Source organism: Luteimicrobium subarcticum (assembly GCF_002798015.1).
Lineage (GTDB): Bacteria > Actinomycetota > Actinomycetes > Actinomycetales > Cellulomonadaceae > Luteimicrobium > Luteimicrobium subarcticum.
Window position 1 is genome coordinate 111,543 of sequence record NZ_PGTZ01000010.1, and the last position, 24,097, is coordinate 135,639.

Consider the following 24,097-nt stretch of genomic DNA (forward strand, 5'->3'; position numbering starts at 1 on the left):
CAGACGCGCGCGCCGGCGGGAACGTGACGAGCCGGCACGGATCGCACGACGAACGGCCTCCGGCGTGCCGCAGGGTCACGGAAAGGGATCATGTCGGCGCGGCCGTACCATTCGCCCCCGCTTCCGGTTGTGGACCTGCCCTTTTGTGGTGAGAGTGGTCAGGAAACGGCCGGATCTCGGGGACCGGTCGCAGGACCGTCGTCTGGGGAACACGTGTCGAAAAGGGCCAGCTCACCGCACCACACCCGCCTGTCGCGCGGTTCGCGCGCGCTGATCTCGTCCGTCCTGGCGTTCGCGCTGGCGCTGCCGCTGACGCTTGCGGGGGTGCTCTTCGCGCCGGCCGAGGCGGTGAATGGGACGCTCGAGGTCACGAAGAGCGTGGACAGCCCCGGTCCGTACGCGCCGGGACAGACGATGACCTTCACCGTCGCTGTGACGTGCCAGTCCTCACCGTGCGCCGGTGCGGAGCTGACCGACACGCTCCCGCCTCCGCTCGTGCTGGACGGCGACGACGCCGTCCAGGTCAGCGCTGCCGGTGGTGGCACGTATGACCTCTCCGGGAGCGACGGCGACGGCGGCACGCACGTCGTCGTCGACGCGACACAGGTCCAGGAAGACGGCAACCCCGGCATGGCACCGGGCACCACGGCGCAGATCACGATCCGTGCGCGGGTCCCCGCAGACGCGACCGCCGACTACAACGGGACCGTCACCAACACGGCGGACGTCACACAGGACGGCGGCAACTCCGACTCCGACACGGCGGACGTCCAGATCGACGTCGAGCCGGACATCGCCACGACGGTCACGAAGACCGCGAGCACCGATTCCGTCCCCGCCGTACCCGGCCAGCCCGTGAGCTTCACGATCGACGCGACGAACACGTCGAACGAGGCCGTCGACTCCCTCGTCGTCTCCGACCCGTCCGACGACGGCGCGGACCCCTTCGCGCTCCTCGCCCTCACGGGCATCTCGTCGTTCACCCCGCCCGACGGTGCCGACACCGTCCAGGTCGCCTGGACGGACGCCGACGGCACCGTCACCACGCTGGACCCGGTGTCCCCGATCCCGTCCGACCCGAACGCGCTGCTCGCGGGAGTCCCGCTCGACGAGGTCCACGGACTCACGTTCACGTTCACGGGGCCGGACGGCATCCCGATCGACGGCGAGGCGAACATCGTCCTCGCCACCGAGACGCGCGACGACGTGGCCGACATCCCCGACGGGACGACCGAGACGGTCACCAACACCGCGCAGTCGGACGTGACGTCGGACGACGGGGACGCGACCGCGACCGACGACGCGGCCGTCGACATCATCAGCGAGCCCCCGACCGTCCAGACCACCAAGGAGTTCGACGACGACCACCTGCTCGCGGGCGACTCCACCACCGCGACCATCCGCCCGGTGGTGGGCGACCGTCCGGTCTCCGAGATGGTGATCTCCGAGCCCACGGACGGGGAGCCCGACCTCGCCGCCCAGGGCCTCACGTTCGGTGGCTTCACCGACGACGCCGCCTGGCCCGCGGGCGCCGACCACATCTCGATCGAGTACACCTTCGCGAACGGCGACACGCAGACGGTGACGTCGGACACGCGCGACGAGTTCCCCGCGCCGACCGACCAGGCCGAGGACCAGGTCACCGGCTTCACGATCACGTTCACCAGCGACGACCCCGACGGCATCGAGACGGGCGACTTCGCGAACGTGCCCTTCGACGTGACCGCCCAGGCGGTCACCGGCGAGGACGACGTCACCACCACGAACGAGACGACGACCGACGTCACCGCGGACGACGGCTCGACCGGCACGGACGACGCGTCCGACGACGTGACCCGGCAGCCCGCCCGCATCGACACCAACGTCGACAAGGTCTTCACCCCCGACGAGATCCTCGGGGTCCCCGGCGCACGCACCGTCGTCGAGCTGCCGGCGGAGGTCTGCGGCCAGACCGAGGTCGACGCCGGCACGTGCGACCAGACGTCGACGGTCCCGTCCGACGACCTCATCGTGTCCGACCCCGCGAACCCCGGCGAGACGCCGACCGAGTTCTGGGACCACATGAACCTCACGTCCATCGGCCCGATGGACATCCCGGCGGGGTCGACCCTGCAGGTCAACTACTGGAACGGTTCAGCGTGGGTGCCGCTCGCCGGTCCCATCACCGCGGACCAGTCGCCCTGGACCTACCAGATCGGGTCCGACCCGAGCCCGGACGACATCCAGGGCATCCAGTTCGACTTCGAGCCCACCGACCCGGACGTCGGGCTGCCGCCGGGCTTCAAGGTCGAGCCGTACCTGTCGTTCAGCCACCGGGCGACGCTGCGCAGCGACCCGGGCACGTCCGCGCTGCCCACCGGCACCGACCCGGTGACGTACACCAACGACGTCGAGTCGCAGGTCGACAACCCGGACGCCGACGAGAGCCCCGTGACCGACGACGACGCCGCCGACATCACCGTCGACCCGACCGACGGCAGCGGCCCGGGCGACTCGGTCGACAAGGGCTGGGTCGACCCCGACACCGGCGAGGTCTTCGACACCGGCGTGCTCGTGCCGGCGCTCACGGACGACGAGCGCACCGCGCGCGTCTCGTGGGGCACGGGCGGCTACCCGATGAGCCAGGTGCAGCTCTCGGACGTCCCGGACCCGGCGACCGGCGACGCCGTCGCCGACACGGTCTACGACGCGTTCGACCTCGTCCGGATCGACCCGATCACCACGAGCACCGACCCCCTCATCGCGTTCGACGAGGTGTCGAAGGTGGAGCTGTTCAGCGCGTCGGCGAACGGGGGCGCCGGGGGCTGGGTCGACATCACGGCCGCGGCCTGCGCGAACGGCTGCGACGGGACGTTCGGCGGCTACACCCTGACCGCTGCCGAGCAGGACTCCACCCTGAGCGTGCGGCTCACGTTCGTCGAGAGCCCGACGCGTGCGTCGCGCATCACGTCACCGAGCGACCCGCCGGTCGGCTCGGGCGTCGCGGGCTCTGTCGGGAACGACCGCCCGGTCGACCTCACGTTCCGCATCCGGCAGGACATGCGCGTGTCCGGCGACCCCGTGCTCGGCAACGACCCCGACAACGGCGACCAGCCGTACAACACGGGGACCGACGGGCTCGTGTCCAACACCGTCGGCATGGACTCGTGGGCGCCCGGCACACCCGTGACCGACCCGCCGGACTACCAGGACACGGACTCGGCCGAGATCACGATCACCGACCGTCCCGTCAATGTCAGCACCACGAAGCAGTTCGAGGAGAGCGTCCTCGGCCTACCGCCCGACGGCACCGCCGCCGGCGACTACCCCAAGGATGCTCTGACCCTCACGGCGAACAACGACACGAACGCCAAGGTCCGGACCATGACGATCCAGGACCCGGCTCCCGACCCGTCGCCGGACTCGAACACGTTCGACCTCATGAACCTCACCGGCTTCCTCAGCATCGACGCCCCGAGCGGCGCGGACGCGAGCCAGACCGAGGTGTTCCTGACGCGCGGCGGCACCGAGGACCCGGCGATCACGGCCGACGCGGCCCTCGCGCTCGGTCCGGGCGACCTCGCCGACGTCACCGGTGTGCGCGTGGTGTTCCACGGGCTCATCGTGACGACGACGGACTCGACGACGCCGGCACGGGTCGTCCTCGACATGCAGCTGCGCGCGGACCACCGCAGCGACGGCACCCCGCTCACCGAGGCGGACTCGGTCGACAACTACTCGTTCGCGTCCGCGACCAATCCCGAGGACACGGCGACCGGCACCGACAACGACACGGTCAACATCGAGCAGCCGACCTACGACGTCGACGCCGCCAAGAACATCGACCCCGCGAGCCGGTACGAGGGCGACACCAACGCGTACACGGTCGACCTCACCGGCAAGCCCACGGGCACGGTCCGCACGACGGTCCTCACGATCACCGACGACGACCCGCTGTTCTGGAACGCGTTCGACTTCACCGGCTTCCCCGCCCAGACGGTCAACGCGCCCATCAGCCGGGTCCAGGTCGACGCGCTCGTCGGCGTCACCTACTCGCTCGACGGGAGCACGCTCGTCCAGCAGTGCAACGGAAGTGACGACCTGACGGACTGCTGGGTCGACGGCGAACCGGTCGACGCGGCGAGCCCCGCTCTGCCTGCCGGCGTCGCGGCCGCGGACGTCCAGGGCCTGCGCTTCACCTACGACGCGGGCGAGGGCCAGCCCAACTGGGAGCACCCGTCGAACCCGACCGCGCACGCCACGTTCTCGGCCGTCCAGCGCGACAACCTGCGCTGGAGCACCGAGGGCGAGAACGTGACGCCGGTCCCGTCCGACCTGTCGACCAACGACCTCGCCCCCGGCGAGACCGTGCTCGGCCGGACCAACAACACCATCCAGGTGCACAGCGAGGGGTCGTGGAACAACGGCGAAGGACCGTGGACGGCGGACGCCGACGCGAACGACTCCACCGACTACCTCCACCTGCCGAACTCCGTGTCGATCACCAAGTCGCCCGGGAACGGGAACAACAACCCGACCGACGAGTCCCCGAACAGCCCCATCGCCTACCAGTTCGTCGTCACGAACACCGGGCAGTGGCCGCAGACGGGCGTGACGATCGTCGACACGCTGCCGACCGACGACGGCGGTCCACAGCTCGTGCCCGCGTCGCAGGACGTGCCGGCCGACGGCGAGTGCGCGGACTACCCGGACGCGGTGATCCAGCTCCGCGGCGCCGACGGCTCGGAGGACCCGATCGCCGGGGCGAGCGCCCAGTACTGCATGAGCGTGGACGGCGACCCGTCGATCAGCGTGACGCTCCCCGACGACTTCGTGCTCGCCCCCGGGAACGCGATCGTCGTGTCCACCCCGCTCGAGTACCGCGGGGGAAGCGACCCCGTCGACCCCGGTGTCGACGTCGTCAACTCGGTGACCGTCTCGGACGACCGCATCTACGACGAGTGCGACAGCACGCACAACGCGACGGTCGACAACCCGACCGAGACCGACGTGTACACGTGCACGTCCGACACGACGACACAGCCCCGGGCACTGACACCGCTGCGCATCACCAAGGCGGTGCGAGGGCTCGGTGGCGGAGACCCGGCCGTCGCGCCCGACGACCCGAACTACGACGACCTCGGCGTCATCGACGTCGACGCCAACGACGAGAACGCCTCGGGATGCCAGTCGCCGAGCGTCCCCGACTACGACGAGAGCGTCGTCTACTACGACGAGAGCTGCGTCCCGATGCTGCGGCCGGGCGGTCTCGCACGGTGGCAGGTGCGGCTCGTCAATGCCGGCAACATCCCCGCGCACATCGTCGCGGGCATCGACGTGCTCCCGACGCCCGGTGACACCGGGGTCGTCGTGCCCACCCCGCGTGATTCGGAGTGGCGCCCGCGCCTTGTCGGGAACTTCCGCTACGACGGAGCCCCGGTCGACGCGAGCACCCCGATGAAGCTCTACTACACGACCGACACGCTCGACGAGGAGTGCAACGAGGCGGACATCCTCAACGAGACGACCGAAGGCGGGATCTGGACCGATCCCGAGTACGCGGACCTCGCTCACTGCCAGGGTGACGTCGAGGGCCGCACCTGGCTCACCGTCACGAGCGACACCCCGGAGAGCCAGCTCACGCAGGCCACCGCGCTCAAGGCGGTCCTCACGTACGGTGTGCTCGACGAGGGCCTCGCGCCCGGCGACGACCTGGCGCTCACGTTCGACACCCGGACCCCGGCCTACGCCCCGCAGACCACACCGGGGCAGGACACCATCGCATGGAACTCGGTGGCCGAGGGGTCGCAGGGCGTCTACCGCGACCCCGACACCGGCGACCTGTCGCACCCGGTCAGCCTCGTCACCGAGCCACCCAAGGTCGGCGTCGCGATGGCCACGGGATCCGTCAGGCTGACGAAGACGACGCTCACACCCGACGGCACCGACTTCCCGCTCCCCGACACCTATCCCGTCAAGCTCATCTGCACCTCGGTCGGAGCGTTCGACCAGCCCATCCCCGTACCGGTGACCGTCGTCGACCAGGACGGCACGGACCGGAGTGTCGTCGACGTGCCACGCAACGGCACGATCACCGTCAACGACCGCGCGAACCCGGGCGACAACACCTGGTCGAACGTGACCATCCCGTGGGGTGCTGCGTGCCGTGCCCAGGAGACGCCGACGCCCCAGGGAGCGACCGTCACCTACGACCCGTCTCCCCTCCTGCCGGACCTCACGCTGTCCGGTCCGATCACCGCGCTCCAGGACTACTCCGACCGGACCGACATCGCTCACCCCATCGACACGAGCCCCGACACCATCGAGGGCATCACCGTGACGAACACCTACGAGGAGGGCGGCTTCTCCGTCACGAAGGCGGTCGACACCGGGGGCGCCGTCGACCAGGACGGCAACCCGATCGTCTACGACCGGACGTACGACTTCACCGCGTCGTGCACGTTCAACGACACCGAGGTGGTCCCCGCGGACCAGCAGTCGTTCACGCTCGGCGACGGGGACACCGAGACGGTGACGGGCCTGCCCGCCGGCTCGGACTGCACCGTCACCGAGACCGACGACGGCGGCGCGGCGTCGACCACGATCGACACCACGACCGCGGACGGCGCCACCGACCCGGTGGACGGCACGTCGACCGACTTCGTCATCACGCCGGACACCGACCAGACCGACCCGACGACGATCACCAACACCGTCGACGTCACCAACACGTACACGGTCGGCTCGGTCGTCGTCACCAAGTCGCTCGCCGGCGACGGCGCGGACGACTGGGGCGACGGACCGTTCGTCGTCCACATGACGTGCACGCTCGACGGCACGGACCCCGACCCGGTGTACGACGCCGACCACACGTTCACCCCGCCGGACGACCTCGTCTGGACGGTCGAGGACCTGCCCACGGGTGCGTCCTGCCAGGTCACCGAGCCCGAGGACGGCGGCGCGAACAGCGTCGCGGTCGACCCGTCCCCCGCGATCGTCGGTGACGACGCCACGGACGACGCGACCCCGATCTCCGTGACCAACACGTTCACCGAGGGTGAGGTCACCGCCACGAAGAACTTCGCCGGGCTCACGGGCACCACCCTCGACCAGGCGATGGACCGGACCTACACGTTCGAGCTCGCCTGCACCCGCGAGGTGAACGGCGAGACGGTCGACGTCCCGATCCCGGGCGACAACCCGGTCGACGTCGTCCCGTCGGACGACCCGACCGCCACGTGGAGCGGCCTGCCCACAGGCGCGACCTGCACCGTCACCGAGCAGTTCCCCGACGACGCGACGAACCCGCCGACGCCGTCGTACGACCCGGCCACCGTCACCGTCGGTGACGGCACCACGGTGAACGTGGACGTCACGAACACGTTCGAGACGGCGCCGCTGAGCGTCGTCAAGGTCGTGGACGGCGACGCCGCCGACGCGGGCGCCGCCAGCTACCCCGTCACCGCCGACTGCACGTACGACGGCACCGAGCTCGCGATCGACCCGGACGACCCGGACGGCACCCCCGGCCCGTACTCGTTCGACGTCGTCCCGGGCACCCCGTCGACGACCGGGCCGCTGCCGATCGGCACGACCTGCACCGTCACCGAGGACGACAACGAGGGCGCCACGTCGACGACCATCAGCAACGACGGCGTCGTGACCATCGCGTCGCTCGCCGACGACCCTGACGCCGACACGGTGACGATCACCAACACCTATGACGCCACCGGGTTCACCGTCAGCAAGGCCGTCGACGACGGCGGTGCGGTCGACCAGGACGGCGACGACATCGCCTACACGCGGACGTACGGGTTCACGGCGTCGTGCACGCTCAACGGCAACGAGCAGGTCGACCCGGCCGACCGGACCTTCACCCTGCAGGACGGTGACACGAAGACGATCGACGGGATCGCCGTCAACTCGGTCTGCGTGGTCACCGAGACCGCCACCGGCGGCGCCGCGTCGACCACCATGGTCGTCACGCAGGACGGCACCGCGGCCGACGAGACGACAGGCTCGTCGTCGGGCGAGTTCACGCTCGACGCGGGCGGTGCCGACATCAACGCGGTCGCCGTCACCAACCACTACACGGTCGGCAGCGTCCAGGTCACCAAGGACGTCACCGGCGACGGCGCGGACGACTGGGGCCAGGGACCGTTCACCGTCCACATGGTCTGCACGCTCGCCGGCACCGACCCGAACCCCGTGTACGAGGCCGACCACACCCTCACCCCGCCCGACGACCTCGTCTGGACGGTCGACAACCTGCCCACGGGCGCGTCCTGCGCGGTCACCGAGCCGGACGACGGCGACGGCGGCGCGAACAGCACCACCATCAGCCCGTCACCCGTCACGGTGGGCGACGACCCGCAGAACCCGGTCGCCGTGGACGTCACGAACACCTTCACCGAGGGGAACGTGACGGTCCGCAAGGTCATCGGCGGGCTCGACCCCGACAGCACCCAGTACCAGGAGGCGATGGACGCGACCTACACCTTCTCGCTCGCCTGCACCCGCGAGGTGAACGGCGAGACGGTCGACGTCCCGATCCCGGGCGACAACCCGATCGAGGTCGTCCCGTCGGAGGACCGGGAGGGCACGTGGACCGGGCTGCCCACCGGCGCGAGGTGCCAGGTCACCGAGGAGTTCGCGCCGGACCAGCAGACCCCGCCGATCGTCGTGACCCTCCCCCGGACCGTCACGGTCGGGGTGGGCGACTCCACGACTCTCGTCCGGACGCTCAACGGCTTCCGGGTCGCGCCGCTGACCATCGAGAAGGTCGTCGACGGTGACGCCGCCGACGCCGCGCCCGACACGTTCCCCGTGACGGTCGCCTGCTTCTACGGCGAGGGTGACAACCGTGTGGCCCTCCCGGTCGAGGACGTGAACGACAACCCCGGGCCCGTCCAGGAGGAGATCGGCCCCGACCAGCCGTTCACCACGATCGGCCTGCCCATCGGGTCCGACTGCACCGTGACCGAGGTCGACGACGGGGGTGCCACGTCGACGACGGTCACGGGGACGAACGTCAGCAGCACGAGCGACGACAGCGGGACGGCGACCCTCGTGGTCCCTGCCGGTGACGACACCGCCAACACGCTGACGATCACCAACACGTTCGACGACACGGGCTTCACGGTCACCAAGCGGGTGGACACCGACGCCGTCGACGCGGACGGCGACCCCGTCCGGTACTCCGGGCCGTTCACGTTCAGCGCGTCCTGCGTGTTCGACGGGACGGAACAGCTCGCGGACGCCGACCGGACGTTCTCGCTCGGCGAGGGCGGGACGCACGCGGTGACCGGGGTGCCCGTCAACTCGGTCTGCCAGGTCGAGGAGACCTCCACCGCGGGCGCGTCCGCCACCGACGTCACCGTCACCCAGGGCGACCAGACCGTCCAGCAGGACGGGACGTCGTCCGGCGGGTTCGTGCTCGACGCGGGCGGCGCCGACGTCAACGCCGTCGCCGTGACCAACCACTTCACGGTCGGCGCGGTGCAGGTCACCAAGCAGATCACCGGTGGCGGGGCCACGGCCCGCGGCGCCGGCCCGTTCGAGGTGCGGCTCGTCTGCACGCTCACCACGGCAGACCCGACCACCGTCTACGACGCGACGCACGACCTGAAGCCGGGCGACCTCGTCTGGACGGTCGACGACCTGCCGACGGGCGCGACCTGCGCCGTGTCCGAGCCCGACGACGGCGGGGCCGACGCGACCACGATCAGCCCGGCGTCGATCACCGTCGGCGACGGCACCACCGCGAAGGTCACCGTGACGAACCAGTTCGAGCTCGTCCCGGTGCCGCCGTCGCCCACGTCCACCGAGGCAGGTGGGGGCCTCGCCCCGACCGGTTTCGACAGCCTGCGGCTCGGTCTGCTCGTCGCAGGGCTGCTCGGCCTCGGGCTGGTCGTGATCGGTGCCGCGCTCTGGAGCCGCCGCCGCAGCTGACCGGCCCCGAACCGGTCCGCTGAGACCGGGAGACCGATGCACGGCGGGCGACGCGCCCGTGACCCACCCCAGACGGGTCACGGGCGTCGTCGTGCCGGGGCCCGCGAGCGGTGCGGTCAGCGGGGCCGCAGCGGGAGCCAGGCGAGGACGTCCTGGATGCCGGCGTCCCACACGTCCCAGGTGTGGCCGCCGGGACCGAACTGCGTCGTGACCGGCACCTCGAGCGCGGCGGCGCGGTCCGCGAACGCCTTCGACCCGGCCAGCAGGTCGTCGTCCGTCCCGCACGCGACGTAGAGGTCGGGAAGCTCCGACCCGCCCTCCTGCGCGGCGCGCGCCGACCGTTCGAGCAGCGCCACGACATCTGCGTCGCCGCCCGGCACGATCTCGCCGCCGAACACGCGGTCGAGCACGTCGGGGGCGAAGTCGGCGGTCCCGCGGGTCGACAGGTCGAGCGCACCCGACAGGCTCGCGGCCGCCGCGAACCGGTCGGGCTGCGTCAGCGCCCACCGGAGCGCGCCGAACCCGCCCATCGACAACCCGGCGACGAACGTGTCCTCACGCCGGTCCGACACCCGGAAGAACGACGACACCACCTCCGGCAGCTCGTCGGTGAGGAACTCCCCGTAGGGCAGTCCGTGCGCCTCGTCGAGGGAGAAGCTGCGCTCGACGCGCGGCATGACGACGGCGAGCCCGAGGTCCGCGACGTACCGCTCGATCGACGTCCGCCGCAGCCAGACGGTGTCGTCGTCCGAGAGGCCGTGCAGGAGGTAGAGCACCGGGGGGCCGCCATCACCCGCGTCGACTCCCGTCATGCCGATCTGCCGGGTGGTGCGCTGCGGGAGGATCACGGTCATCGACGTGCTCATGCCGAGCGCGTCCGAGAAGAAGTGGGTGTTCAGGAGAGCCATCCCCCGATCCTGCACCGTCCTGAGCCAGGTTCGGTCCACCACGACCGTTCCCACCGGACGGCTGAGGCACCGGCCTGCGATGCTTTCCCCGTGAACCCGGGCGACACCTCCACGACGGGCGTCTGGGGCGCCGTGCTCGCCGTCGCGCTGCTGCTCGCGGTGCTCGCGTTCGCCATCGTCCGCCCGCGCGGACTGCCGGAGGCGACAGCCGCCGTGCCGGCCGCCGTGATCGTGGTCGCCGCCGGCCTCGTGCAGTGGCCCGACGCGCTCGACGAGCTCCGGACGCTCGGCCCGACCGTGGCGTTCCTCGCCGCGATCCTCGTGCTCGCCGAGCTCGCCCGATCCCACGGCGTGTTCACGTGGGCCGGCGAGCTCATGGCCCGCTCGTCGCGCGGGTCGCCGCAGCGGCTGCTCGTCGCGGTGTTCGTCGTGGCGTCGGTGACGACGGCCGTGCTCAGCCTCGACGCCACCGTCGTGCTCCTGACCCCGGTCGTGCTCACGACCGCCGCACTCGTGCGCGCACGCCCGGCGCCCGGCGTCTACGCGAGCACCCACCTTGCGAACTCGGCGTCCCTGCTGCTCCCCGTCTCCAACCTCACGAACCTGCTGGCGTTCACGGCGAGCGGGCTGACGTTCCTCGGGTTCGCGGGCCTCATGGCCGCACCGTGGGTGCTGGTGGTCGTCGTCGAGTACGTCGTGATCCGGTGGTTCTTCCGCGACGACCTCGGCACGCCCGTCCATGCGGTGCCGCCCACCGACACCCCGGCCCCGCGGTTCGCGCTCGTCGTGCTCGGCGCGACGCTCGTCGGGTTCGCCGTCGCCGAGCCGTTCCACGTGGAACCGGCCTGGGTCGCCGGCGCGGGCGCCCTCGTCCTCGCCGCCGGCTCCTTGCGGCGGACGCCCCTGGCCGAGGCGCGGCGACTAGCGCGCGCCGCGAACCCGCTGTTCCTCGCGTTCGTGCTCGGGCTCGGGGTCGTGGTGCTCGCCGTCCGGGAGGGCCCGGTCGGCGACGCGATCGGCCGCCTCGTCCCGGAGCACGCCGACCTCGTCGGGCTGCTCGCCACCGCCGCGCTGGCTGCCGTCCTCGCCAACCTGCTCAACAACCTGCCGGCGACGCTCGTCCTCGTCCCGCTCGTCGCGCACTCCCCCGGGCTCGTCCTCGCGGTGCTCCTCGGCGTCAACATCGGCCCCAACCTCACGTACGTCGGCTCGCTCGCGACACTGCTGTGGCGGCAGGTGCTGCACGCCCACGACCACACCCCGTCCGCCGGACGCTTCGTGCGGCTCGGGCTCGCGACCGTGCCCGCGTGCCTGCTCGTGGGCGTCCTCGCACTGTGGGTCGGCCTGCGCGCCAGCGGGACCGGCTGAGGCACGACGGGCTAGCGTGAGGACGTCCGACCACCGACGGGGGTGCGTGCAGTGAAGGTCGTCGCCTGGCTCACCGAGGGCACCTGGGAGGCATGCGTCGACGCGACCCGCGACGTCGTGCGCGACCGGCGCCCCGACGAGGTCGTGCTGCTGCACGTCGAGGACCCAGGCACCGCCGAGGCGTGGACCGCGGCGCCCGTCGGGCTGTTCGGCCGAGGGGTGCACGACGCCGACCCGACCCCGCTGCACGACGCCGCACGACAGCTCCTCGACGCCGCGGCGGCCCGGCTCGACGCGGGCGGGTCCGTCCGGCGCGACGCGCGGACCGTCACCGGGCGTGGTGCCCTCGAGCGCGAGGTCGTCGCCGCGTGCGACGACGCCGACCTGCTCGTCTGCGCTCGAGACGGCGACCGTCGCCGGCTAGGCCCGCACAGCCTCGGGGTGGCGAGCCGGTTCGTCGTCGACCACGCGCCGTGCGCCGTCCTGCTGGTGTGGCCCGAGGGCGCGCCCGACGGTGCGGACCGTCTGCCGCCGCTGCCTGCCGACCCGCAGGTCGACCCACCGCGCCCAGCTGGGCCGGTCCGCGCTCACCCCGCCGTCGCGCCGCCTGCGACGCCCTCCCCCGCACCCTGACGGTCGACCAGCCCTGCACGTGCCACGAACGCGGCGTGGTCGCGTTCGGTGACGTCGGCGTACTCCTCCGCGAAGTCCGCGAGCGCCTGGTCCGCGGTGTCGCTGCTACCGAGGTACGTGGCGATCGCGATCCGGTCGCCCGTGCGGGCGTGGGCCCGCGCGAGGGTCCGTCCGCAGAGCCCCGCGTAGACGGCGAGCGCCTTCGCGTCGAGCTGGGACACCACGGCCGCGAACTTCCAGTCGCGGAGCTGACGGACGTAGTAGTCGGCCGGCCGCTGCCCTGCGGAGCCGTCGGTGCGGTGCCACCCCAGCAGGACGTCGCTCACGGCCTGCATGCGGCGCTGGCCCTCGACGACGCGCCGCCCGGCGTGCTCGTACTCGCTCTCCCCGAGGTACCCGGCGAGCACCGACCGTCCCGCCTCCTTCGCCTGGAGCAGCAGCGGGGCCATCCCGTCGTGGGGCTCGAAGAGCAGGATCCAGGCGCGCGTGCCGACGCTGCCCACACCGACGACCTTGCGCGCGACCTGCACCAGGTCGAACTGCTCGACGAGCCATCGCGGGTCGGGGTCGAGCGTCGCCGTGTAGCCCCGCACGACGTCGCGGAGCACGGCGTCCACGAGCGCCGGGTCGAGGACCGACGCGAGGTCCTCCAGCGGGACCACCAGCGGGGGGTCCGCGACGATGCGCCGGCGTCCGTCGACGACCTCGGTGAGCTTGGTGACGGCCTGCACGCCGTCCCGACGGCGCGCCTTCGCGACGCTCGCGCGGACGCGCTTCTGGTCCCGGCGCACGAGCGACGTCCGGATCTGCGCGATGGCCTCCTCGACCTCGAGGTGCGCGTACCAGACGTCCACGACGGGCATCGCCGCGAGCTGGCGGATCCCCGTGCGGTACGCGGCGACGGTCGCGAGCACGGCCGCCCGGCGCTCCTTGCGCTTGAGGTCGTTCTCGCGCCCGGCGACGGCGACGCTCGCGACGAGGCGCTCGAGGTCCCACTCGAACGGTCCCGGCAGGGTCTCGTCGAAGTCGTTGAGGTCGAACACGAGCCGCCGCTCGGGCGACGCGTACATCCCGAAGTTCGACAGGTGGGCGTCGCCGCAGAGCTGCACCGTGAGTCCGGGCGACGGCGCGGTCGCCAGGTCGTCGGCCATGGGCAGGGCCGCGCCGCGGAAGAAGGTGAACGGCGAGACCGCCATGCGCTCGTGCCGGACCGGGACGAGCTCGGGGACGCGGGTCTCGTCCTGGCCGAGGACCAGCCCGACGGGGTCGCGGTCGCGCGCAAGGTCGACCGACCCGAGCGTCCGACGCGGGACGGCCGAACGGGCCGCGCGACCTGTCGCGGCGCTCTCCTCACGGGTCCGGGCGGGTGCGGCGGGGGGCGTCGCGTCGTCGGACGATGTCGTCGTCATACGTGGAACGTACGACGACGGTCCGGCCTCGGCGCGCCGGGCGGGGCCGTCAGCGGGCGGAGCCGTCAGCGGGCGGAGAGGGCGACCGTCACGACCACGACGTCGTCGTCCTCGGCGGTGCTCGGCGCCAGCGTGGCGTGCAGGCCCGCGGGCGAGGGCGCGTCGGACGCCGACAGGGCCGACGCCAGGCGCCGGAACCCGTCGAGGATCGTCTCCCGACGGCTCTCGACCAGGCCGTCCGTGTAGAGCACGAGGGTGTCGCCCGGCCGCAGGACGGTCTCCGACTGGCGGCGTTCCCGTGCCCACGCCAGCCCGAGCAGCGCGCCGTGGCGGTCGTCGAGCACCTCGACCGTGCCGTCCGCCCGACGCACCATGGGCGGCGGGTGCCCGGCGTTGGACCAGACGAGCCGGCGGCAGCCGTCGTCGTCCGGGGCGCCGAGCCGCGCGACGACGAGCGTCGCGACCGCACCCAGGCCGGTGCCCGCACTCACCTCGTCGAGGCGGCGGACGGACACGCTGGGCGGGTCGTCGAAGGTCCAGAGGAGGGCGCGCAGCAGGGAGCGGAGCTGTCCCATGACCGCCGCCGCGTGCAGGTCGTGCCCGGTCACGTCACCGACCGCCAGCGCGGTCGTGCCGTCGCGCAGCTCGAGCACGTCGTACCAGTCGCCGCCGACGTCCTCCGTATGGACGGCAGGGACGTACAACGCGTCGAACGTCACGCCGTCGACCGTGGGGAGGACGGTGAGCATCGCGCGCTGCAGCGCGAGCGACGCCGCACGGGCCCGCGCGGCCTCCTGCTCCGCGCCGTCCGCACGGGCGCCCGACGCGACGACCTCGTCGCGCAGCTCACCGACGAGCCGGCGTCGCGCGGAGGACTCGGCGACGGCCGTGCCGACGACCGCGGCGACGAGCTCGAGGAAGTGCCGGGCGGCGTCGTCGAACGGCTGCGTGGGCGAGCCCTCCAGCAGGAGCGCGCCGATCGCGGGCCGTCCGTGGCCGGCGCCCAGGGCGGCCGCCAGCAGCGGCTCCTGGACCGCGGTCCGTCCGGTCCGGAGCGCCGTGTCGAGCAGCGCCCGCCCCCGCGCGTCCACCGCGGTGTCGGCGGTGTGCGCGACGGGCTCGAGCCGGTCCCCTGAGACCCGGTAGACCGTGGCACGGGCGAGGTCGCCGCTCCCCGCGAGCGCGCCGACCAGCGCCTCCGCGAGCCGGTCGAGCCCGTCGACCCGTCCCGCGAACGCCGCGTGCAGCGCCTCGAGCGCCGTCATCCGTCGCAGCGCGCGGACCCGGTCCGTGGTCTCGGTCGCGATGTCGAGCACGCCCCGCACGATGCCGTCGTCGTCGCGCAGCGGGCTGTAGGAGAACGTGAACGACGTCTCCTCGACGAACCCGGACCGGTTCATGAACAGAGGCATGTCCTCGGTCCACGTCGGCACGCCTGTGGTCAGCACCTGGTCGAAGAGCGGGCCGACGTCGTCCCAGATCTCGGCCCAGACCGTGCGGGCCGACGCACCGAGAGACGCGGGGTGCTTCTCGGTGCCGAGCATGTCGCGGTAGCCGTCGTTGTAGATGAGGGTGAGGTCGGGGCCCCACACCAGCATCACCGGGAACCGGGTCGAGTAACAGAGCTCGACCGCCTGCCGCAGGGGTGCGGGCCAGCCCTCGGGCGGGCCGAGCGGTGTGCTCTCCCACGCCACGTCGCGGGCCTCTGCGCCGACGGCGCTGCCGCGGGTGGCCTCGTGGAACCAGTGCTCGGACATCGCCGTCAGGATACGGGGGCGATGCGACCGTTCACGCCTCGAACCGGTACCCCACACCCGGGCTGGTGATGAGGTGCTGCGGTGCCGCGGGGTCGTCCTCGAGCTTGCGGCGCAGCTGCGCCACGTACACGCGCAGGTAGTGGCTCTCCGTCCCGTACGACGGCCCCCACACCTCGTGCAGGAGCTGTTCACGTCCCACGACGCGTCCGCGGTGGCGGACGAGCACCTCGAGCAGGGACCACTCGGTCGGGCTGAGCCGCACCTCGACGCCGGCGCGCGCGACGGTGCGGCGGGCCAGGTCGACGCGCAGAGCACCGGCTGTGACCACCGGCTCGTCGTCGTCGCCCGAGGGCGCCCCTCTGCGCACCGCCGCCCGGAGCCGCGCCATGAGCTCGTTCATCGCGAACGGCTTGGTCACGTAGTCGTCCGCGCCCGCGTCCAGGGCGTCGACCTTGTCGTCACCGAGCTGGCGCGCCGACAGGACGACGATGGGCACCCGGTTCCACCCGCGGATCCCCGCGATGACGTCGAGGCCCGGGACGTCTGGCAGGCCGAGGTCGAGGACCACGACGTCCGGGTGGACCGCAGCCACGGCGTCGAGCGCATCGCGGCCCGTCGCGGCGGTGGCGACCTCCCACCCGTGGGCGCGCAGGTTGATCGCGAGCGCGCGCGCGAGGGCGGCGTCGTCGTCGACGACGAGCACTCGCCGCCCGTCGGTGCCGCTGCCGGTCTCGGTCATGCGTCGCCCTTCTCTCCGGCGGCTGGTGCGGCGCGGTCCGCGCGGGGGAGCCGCAGGACCATGGTGAGGCCTCCGCCCGGGGTGTCCTCCGGGACGAGTGTCGCGCCCGCCGCCGATGCCAGCCCGCGCGCGACCGCGAGCCCCAGGCCCAGGCCCCCGGGCGACGAGTCGTCGAGGCGCTGGAAGGCGTCGAACATGTGCGTCTTCTGGTCGTCGGGGACGCCACGTCCCCGGTCGACGACCCGCACCTCGACGTGGGTGCGGTCGGCGGACGCGGTCACCTGCACCGGGCTGGCCGTCGGCTGGAACCGCACCGCGTTCCCGACGACGTTCGCGACCACCCGTTCGAGCAGGCCGGGGTCGGTACGCACGAGCGGCAGGTCGTCGGGGACGAGAAGCTCGACGCGACCCGCGGGCAGCTGTTCGAGCGCGAGCGGCACCACCTCGTCGAGCGACGCGGCGCGCAGCGTCGGAGCGAGCCCGCCGGCCTGCAGGCGGGACAGGTCGAGCAGGTTGTCGATGAGCCGTTCGAGGCGTGCCGTGGACTCGTCGACGGTCGCGACGAGCCCTGCCTCATCGACCGGGTCGAGGTCGACGTCCTCTGCCGTGAGGCCGTCCACGGCGGCCCGGATCGAGGCGAGCGGGGTGCGCAGGTCGTGCGACACCGCGGCGAGCAGCGCCTGCCGGACGGCGGCGGCCTCCTCGAGGGCGGCGGCGCGCGACGCCTGCGCGGCAAGGCGGCGACGTTCGAGCACCACGCCCGCCTGGGCGGCGAACGCCTCGAGCACCTGCCGGTCGGCGGCGGGCAGCGGGTCGCCGACGAGGACGAGCCGCCGCGCCCCGTCGACGTCCACGACCGACCCCTCCCCGCCACCCCCCGCAGCGTCGCCTACGCAAGGTCCGTTCGCGTGCGCTTCGGCGGACGCGAAGCGCCGATCCGCACGCGGAGCGGGCGTCCCCGCGCCCGCCGACGCCACCGCGAGCGCCCCCGCCGACGCGACGACCTCCCACCGCCCGTCCGCGCTCGACCGCTCCTCGAGCCGCGCGGCGCGCACCCCGAACGTCTCGACGAGCCGCTCGACGATCGCGGACGCCGAGTCCTCCCCCGCGAGCACGGACCGCGACAGCCCGGCGAGCGTGCTCGCCTCGGCGCGCGCCTGCGACGCCTCGGCGGCGCGGCGTGCGGACACGTCCACGACGGCCGCGACGGACGCCGCGACGACGACGAACACGAGCAGCGTCACGAGGTTCTCGGTCGACGCGACGGTGAACCGTCCGGTCGGTGGCGTGAAGAACCAGTTGAGGCACGCGAACGCGAGGACGGCCGACACGAGCGCGGGCCACATCCCGCCGACGAGCGCCACGGCGACGACGCCGACCAGGTACAGCAGCACGTCGACGGACAGGTCGACGCCGTCGCCGATGCCGAGCAGCGCGACGAGCAGGACGGGCAGCAGGAGCCCGAGCATCCACCCGGCCACGCGGCGCCGTCGCGTGAGGACGGACCACCGCCCCCGGACGAGCGGTTCAGACCGGGCGCGCTCGTGCGTCACGAGGTGCACGTCGATCGAGCCGGCGAGCTGGGCGACGCGCGAGCCCGTGGACCCGACGACGGCCTCCCGCCACCGCGAGTGCCGGGACGTCCCGACGACGACCATGGTCGCGTTGATACCGCGCGCGAAGTCGACGACGGCGGACGCGACGTCCTCCCCGACGACGGTGTGGAACGTCCCGCCGAGGGACTCGACGAGCCGGCGGGCAGCGGTGATGGCGCCGGCGGGCGGCCCAGGCAGCCCGTCGGTCGCGAGGACGTGGACGGCGTGCAGCTCCGAGCCGGCAGCCCGTTCGACGATGCGGGCCCCGCGGCGCAGCAGCGTCGCGCCCTCGGGGCCGCCGGTGACGGCGACGACGACGCGTTCGCGCGCGGGCCACGTCCCGGTGATGGCGTGGTCGTCGCGGTACCGGGTGAGGGCGTCGTCGACACGGTCGGCGAGCCACAGCAGGGCGAGCTCGCGCAGCGCGGTGAGGTTCCCCTCGCGGAAGTAGGACGCGAGGGACGCGTCGATCTGCTCGGGCCGGTAGACGCTGCCGTGCGCGAGGCGGCGCCGCAGGGCGTGCGGGGACAGGTCGATGAGCTGGATCTGGTCGGCGTCCCGGACGACGCGGTCGGGCACGGTCTCCCGCTGCACGACCCCGGTGATGGCCTCGACGTCCGCGCCGAGCGACTCGAGGTGCTGCACGTTGACGGTCGTGATGACGTCGATGCCGGCACCGAGCAGGACGTGGACGTCCTCCCACCGCTTGGTGCGGTCGGACCCGGGGGCGTTGGTGTGCGCGAGCTCGTCGACGAGGACGACCTCGGGCGCGCGGGCGAGGACGGCGTCGACGTCGAGCTCGGTGAGGGTGGCGCCGCGGTGGGTGACGGTCCGCCGTGGCACGACCTCGAGGTCTCCGACGGCTGCGGCCGTCTCGTCGCGGCCGTGGGTCTCGACGAGCCCGACGACGACGTCGGTGCCGCGGGCGCGTCGTCGGCGGGCCTCGTCGAGCATCTTGAACGTCTTGCCGACGCCGGGCGCCGCACCGAGGTACACGGTGAGGCGACCCGACCCGTGGCCTGGTGACATGCCCCCATCCTCGCCCGTCGTCACAGGTCGAGCCGTGCGAGCGTGGCTCATGCCCCCAGCCGTGCGAGCGCGAGGTTGAGGGCGAGGACGTTCACGCGAGGCTCGCCCAGATACCCGAGGGTGCGTCCGTCGAGGTGCTGGGCGACGAGGCGGCGCACGGTGGCGGGGTCGAGCCTGCGGGCGGTGGCGACGCGCGCGACCTGTTCGTCGGCGTAGGCAGGCGAGACGTGGGGGTCGAGGCCCGACCCGGACGCGGTGACGGCGTCGGCGGGGACGCTCGCGGGGTCGACGCTGTCGGCAGCGGCGACGGCGGCGCGGCGCTCGTCGATCGCGGCGACGAGGTCGGGGCTGAGCGGCCCGAGATTCGACCCCGCGGACGCGAGGGTGTCGTACCCGTCCCCGGCGACGGACGGGCGCCCGTGGAACCACTGCGCGCCCTCGTCCGGCACGCCGAAGTCCTGGCCGATGAGCACCGACCCGACAGCGTCGGACCGGGAGGTGGTGTGGTCGCCGTCAGCGGTCACGAGCGACCCTGCGGCCTGCCACGGGAACGCGATCCTCGCGACGCCGGCGACCGCGAGCGGGTACGCGATCCCGAGGACGACGGTGAGCAGCACGAGCATGCGCAGGCCGGCGACAGAGCTGCGCCACAAGGACGCGAGCGCGCGGCCGGCCGGGGGCTGGGCCACGGCTGCGGTCTGGACGGACGAGGACATCAGGGTTCTCCGGTCTTTCGTGTGCGACGGGCGGGCGCGGACGCGGTGCGTGCGCCGGGGCGGGTGGGTGGCGCTCACCGCAACCCGGGGACGAGGGAGACGATGACGTCGATCGCCTTGATTCCGAGGAACGGCACCACCAGCCCGCCGAGGCCGTAGAGCCACAGGTTGCGGCGCAGCAGCGCGGCGGCGGACGACGGCCGGTACCGCACCCCACGGAGCGCGAGCGGCACGAGGGCGACGATGACGAGCGCGTTGAACACGACGGCGGACACGATCGCGGACTGCGAGCTGTGCAGGTGCATGACGTTGAGCACGCCGAGCTGCGGGAACGCGGCGACGAACATGGCGGGCAGGATCGCGAAGTACTTGGCGACGTCGTTGGTGATGGAGAACGTCGTGAGGGCGCCGCGGGTGATGAGGAGCTGCTTGCCGATCGCGACGATCTCGATGAGCTTGGTCGGGTCGGAGTCGAGGTCGACCATGTTGCCGGCCTCCTTCGCGGCGGTGGTGCCGCTCGCCATGGCGACGCCGACGTCCGCTTGCGCGAGCGCGGGGGCGTCGTTGGTGCCGTCGCCGCACATGGCGACGAGCCGGCCACCGGCCTGCTCCCGGCGGATGAGGGCGAGCTTGTCCTCCGGCGTGGCTTCGGCGAGGACGTCGTCGACGCCCGCCTCGGCCGCGATGACGCGCGCGGTGACGGGGTTGTCGCCCGTGACCATGACCGTGCGGATGCCCATGGCGCGCAGCTCGGCGAACCGCTCGACGAGGCCTTCCTTGACGACGTCCTTGAGGTGCACGACGCCGAGGAGCCGCGCGGGCTGCTCGTACCCCGTGGCGTCGACCTGCTGCTCGGCGACGACGAGCGGTGTCCCGCCACGCTCGGAGACGTCGGCGACCGCGGCGTCGACCGCGGCGGCCGCCCCCGTCGGCGCTGCCGCCGCACCCCGCGCGGAGGTGGGCTGCAGCTCGCCGCCGGTGGACCGGACCCACGCGTGCACCGCAGCCGCGGCACCCTTGCGCAGGCGCCGTACCCCGCCGTCGGACAGCGGCAGGTCGACCCCGGACATGCGGGTCGACGCGGAGAACGCGACCAGGGTCGCGCCGAGCAGCGGGTCGTCGCCGTCGTCCACCCCGGCGGGCTGGCCGGCGTGAGAGCGGTCGGCGCCACGCTCGACGAACTCGACGATGCTGCGACCCTCGGGCGTCTCGTCGGCGAGCGACGCGAGCCGCGCGGCGTCGGCCAGCTCGGCGTCCGGGACGCCGGGGGCGGCGATCAGCTCGCTCGCACGCCGGTTGCCGTAGGTGATGGTGCCGGTCTTGTCGAGCAGGAGGACGTCGACGTCACCCGCGGCCTCGACGGCGCGCCCGGACATGGCGAGGACGTTGCGCTGCACGAGCCGGTCCATGCCGGCGATGCCGATCGCCGACAGGAGCGCGCCGATGGTCGTCGGGATGAGGCACACGAGCAGCGCGACGAGGACGACGAGCGACTGCCGCGACCCGGAGTAGATCGCCAGGGGCTGCAGCGTGGCGACCGCACCGAGGAACACGATGGTCAGCGACGCGAGGAGCACGTTGAGCGCGACCTCGTTGGGCGTCTTCTGCCGCTGCGACCCCTCAACGAGCGCGATCATCCGGTCGACGAAGGTGCGGCCGGCGGGTGCGGTGATGCGGACCACGATCCGGTCGGACAGCACGGTCGTCCCGCCGGTGACGGCGGTCCGGTCGCCGCCCGACTCCCGGATGACGGGGGCGGACTCGCCGGTGATGGCGGACTCGTCGACGGACGCCACGCCCTCCACGACGTCGCCGTCACCCGGGACCACCTCGCCGGCGGCCACGACGACGACGTCGCCGACGTCGAGCGTCGACGACGGCACGTCGGCCGTGGGGCGGTCGGCGAGCCGGCTGCCGTACCGGAGCTCGTCCGGGGTGCCGAGGACGCGGTGCGCGACGGTGTGCTGCTGGGTGGCGCGCAGGCTGGAGGCCTGGGCGCGCCCGCGGCTCTCGGCGACGGCCTCGGCAAGGGTCGCGAACAGCACGGTGACCCAGAGCCACACGGCGACCACCCCGGCGAACACGCCGGGGTGCACGACCGCCAGCACGGTCGTGAGGACGGCCCCGACCTCGACGACGAACATGACGGGCGTCTGCCACATGTCCCGGGGGTCGAGCTTGCGGAACGCCGCGGGCAGCGCGCTGCGCAGGAGGGCCGCACTGAGCGCCCGCGGTCGGCGGTCCGTGGGGACGGGGGCGTGCGGCGTGCCGGACGCCGCGTCCGGCGGGAGATCCGCGCCGGCGGACGGAGGGGTGACGACGGACGCGCTCATGACAGCGACTCCACAACAGGACCGAGGGACAGGGCAGGGACGAAGGTGAGCGCCACGACGACGACCGCGACGGCGCCGACGAGCCCCACGAACACGGGGGTGTGCGTGGGCAGGGTGCCGCGCGTCTCGGGAGTCTTCCCCTGGGACGCGAACCGTCCGGCGAGCGCGAGGACGAGCGCGACGGGCACGAACCGGCCGGCGAGCATCGCGATGCCGAGCGCGGTGTCGTAGTACGGCGTGCCGGAGGTGATGCCGCCGAACGCGCTGCCGTTGTTGTTGGCCGCGGAAGTGAAGGCGTAGAGGACCTCGGACAGGCCGTGGGGCCCGGTCGCGAGCGGCCCGGCGAGCCCCGGCCCGACGACGACGGACACCCCCGTGCCGACGAGGACCAGCAGCGGCGTCACCAGGACGTAGAGGGCGACGAGGGTGATCTCGCCCTGCCCGATCTTCTTGCCGAGGTACTGGGGGGTCCGGCCGACCATGAGCCCGGCGAGGAACACGGTGAGGATCGCGACGATCAGCATCCCGTAGAGCCCGGAGCCGACTCCGCCGGGAGCGATCTCCCCGAGCATCATGTCGACGAGGGTGATCCCGCCGCCGGGGGCGGTGAACGAGTCGTGCAGGGAGTTCACGGCGCCGGTCGAGGTGAGGGTGGTGGCGGACCCGAACAGCGCGCTCGCGGCGAGGCCGAACCGCGTCTCCTTGCCTTCCATGGCAGCGCCCGCGGCGTGGGGTGCGGCGCCCGGTCCGGCGACCTCGGCCCAGGTGAGCAGCGCCACCGACGTCAGGAAGATCGCGCCCATCACGCCGAGGATCGCCCAGCCCTGGCGCCGGTCGCCGACCATGACCCCGAAGGTCCGGGGCAGCGAGAACGGGATGACGAGCAGCAGGAAGATCTCGAGGAGGTTGGTCCAAGGGGTCGGGTTCTCGTAGGGGTGCGCCGAGTTCGCGTTGAAGAAGCCGCCGCCGTTGGTGCCGAGCTCCTTGATGGCCTCCTGCGAGGCCACCGGGCCGCCGAGGACGTTCTGGGAGCCGCCCGCGAGGGTGGTCACCTCGGTGTGTGGGAGGAAGTTCTGGATGACGCCGCCGGCGACGAGCAGCACGGCGGCGACGAACGCGATCGGCAGCAGGATGCGCAGCACGCCGCGCACCAGGTCCGACCAGAAGTTCCCGACCCGGGCGTCGGTGCCGGAGCGCGCGAACCCGCGGACGAGCGCCATGGCGACGCCGAGCCCGACGGCCGCCGAGCCGACGTTCTGGACGGCGAAGCCCGCCATCTGCAGGAGGTGCCCCGCAGCGGCCTCGCCGGAGTACCACTGCCAGTTGGTGTTGGTGACGAACGAGACGGCGGAGTTCCAGGCGCCGGCGGGGTCGAGACCCGTGAAGCCCAGGTTCAGCGGCAGGAGGGCCTGCAGCCGGCCGAGGGCGTAGAGCGCGAGGAGCGACGCCGCGGAGAAGCCGAGCAGCGAGAAGAGGTACCCGCGCCACGTCTGCTCGGCGTCGGGGTCGACGCGCGCGGCCCGGTAGGCGGCCCGTTCGACGCGCAGGTGACGGGGTGCGCTGTAGACCCACGCCATGTAGTTGCCGAGCGGTACGTGGACGGCCGCGAGCACGACGAGGAGCGTCGCGAGGGTCGCAGCGGCGGACCACACCTCGGCGGTGGTGGAGGTTCCCACGCCG

The 24,097-nt window shown here is 72.9% G+C and carries 11 protein-coding genes; 3 read left to right on the forward strand and 8 right to left on the reverse strand.

Going from position 1 to position 24,097, the window contains the following annotated elements:
• Positions 1 to 213 precede the first annotated feature (213 nt).
• Complete coding sequence (locus tag CLV34_RS17220; protein WP_100350674.1) at positions 214 to 9,930, forward strand: DUF5979 domain-containing protein; 9,717 nt, start codon at positions 214 to 216, stop codon at positions 9,928 to 9,930.
• Between the two features lie 116 nt (positions 9,931 to 10,046).
• Here the strand turns inward: CLV34_RS17220 and CLV34_RS12695 are convergent, their stop codons facing one another.
• The gene (locus CLV34_RS12695; RefSeq protein ID WP_100350675.1) at positions 10,047 to 10,838 is read right to left on the reverse strand and encodes an alpha/beta hydrolase; all 792 of its coding nucleotides are present in this window, start codon (positions 10,836 to 10,838) and stop codon (positions 10,047 to 10,049) included.
• A 90-nt stretch (positions 10,839 to 10,928) separates the two neighbouring features.
• Here CLV34_RS12695 and CLV34_RS12700 point away from each other — a divergent pair, with 90 nt between their 5' ends.
• Positions 10,929 to 12,206: an ArsB/NhaD family transporter gene (locus CLV34_RS12700; protein WP_211289448.1), complete on the forward strand. Its 1,278-nt coding sequence runs from the start codon at positions 10,929 to 10,931 to the stop codon at positions 12,204 to 12,206.
• A 51-nt stretch (positions 12,207 to 12,257) separates the two neighbouring features.
• Positions 12,258 to 12,839: a universal stress protein gene (locus tag CLV34_RS12705; RefSeq protein ID WP_100350676.1), complete on the forward strand. Its 582-nt coding sequence runs from the start codon at positions 12,258 to 12,260 to the stop codon at positions 12,837 to 12,839.
• On the opposite strand, the gene CLV34_RS12710 is transcribed toward CLV34_RS12705, so the two are convergent.
• The 7 genes from CLV34_RS12710 to kdpA all read right to left on the reverse strand — a co-directional run bounded on the left by CLV34_RS12710 (position 12,794) and on the right by kdpA (position 24,093).
• On the reverse strand, positions 12,794 to 14,248 hold the full coding sequence (locus CLV34_RS12710; protein ID WP_100350677.1) for a DUF2252 domain-containing protein: 1,455 nt from the start codon (positions 14,246 to 14,248) through the stop codon (positions 12,794 to 12,796). The two genes, CLV34_RS12705 and CLV34_RS12710, sit on opposite strands and share 46 nt — an antisense overlap.
• Positions 14,249 to 14,313: 65 nt before the next feature.
• Positions 14,314 to 16,005 carry a SpoIIE family protein phosphatase gene (locus tag CLV34_RS17225; RefSeq protein ID WP_100350678.1) on the reverse strand — a complete coding sequence of 564 codons (1,692 nt, stop codon included), beginning with the start codon at positions 16,003 to 16,005 and terminating at the stop codon, positions 14,314 to 14,316.
• A gap of 31 nt (positions 16,006 to 16,036) precedes the next feature.
• Positions 16,037 to 16,744: a response regulator gene (locus tag CLV34_RS12720; RefSeq protein WP_100350679.1), complete on the reverse strand. Its 708-nt coding sequence runs from the start codon at positions 16,742 to 16,744 to the stop codon at positions 16,037 to 16,039.
• Positions 16,741 to 19,368, reverse strand: coding sequence for a DUF4118 domain-containing protein (locus CLV34_RS12725; protein ID WP_100350680.1), 2,628 nt, complete (start codon positions 19,366 to 19,368; stop codon positions 16,741 to 16,743). The genes CLV34_RS12720 and CLV34_RS12725 overlap by 4 nt, the downstream gene beginning before the upstream one ends.
• A 47-nt stretch (positions 19,369 to 19,415) precedes the next feature.
• Positions 19,416 to 20,084 (reverse strand): potassium-transporting ATPase subunit KdpC, encoded by a 669-nt coding sequence (gene kdpC, locus CLV34_RS12730; RefSeq protein WP_100350681.1) that lies wholly within the window; start codon positions 20,082 to 20,084, stop codon positions 19,416 to 19,418.
• A 74-nt stretch (positions 20,085 to 20,158) separates the two neighbouring features.
• Positions 20,159 to 22,417, reverse strand: a complete 2,259-nt coding sequence (gene kdpB / locus CLV34_RS12735; RefSeq protein WP_100350682.1) for a potassium-transporting ATPase subunit KdpB — start codon at positions 22,415 to 22,417, stop codon at positions 20,159 to 20,161.
• Positions 22,414 to 24,093, reverse strand: a complete 1,680-nt coding sequence (gene kdpA, locus CLV34_RS12740; RefSeq protein WP_100350683.1) for a potassium-transporting ATPase subunit KdpA — start codon at positions 24,091 to 24,093, stop codon at positions 22,414 to 22,416. The genes kdpB and kdpA overlap by 4 nt, the downstream gene beginning before the upstream one ends.
• Positions 24,094 to 24,097 lie beyond the last annotated feature (4 nt).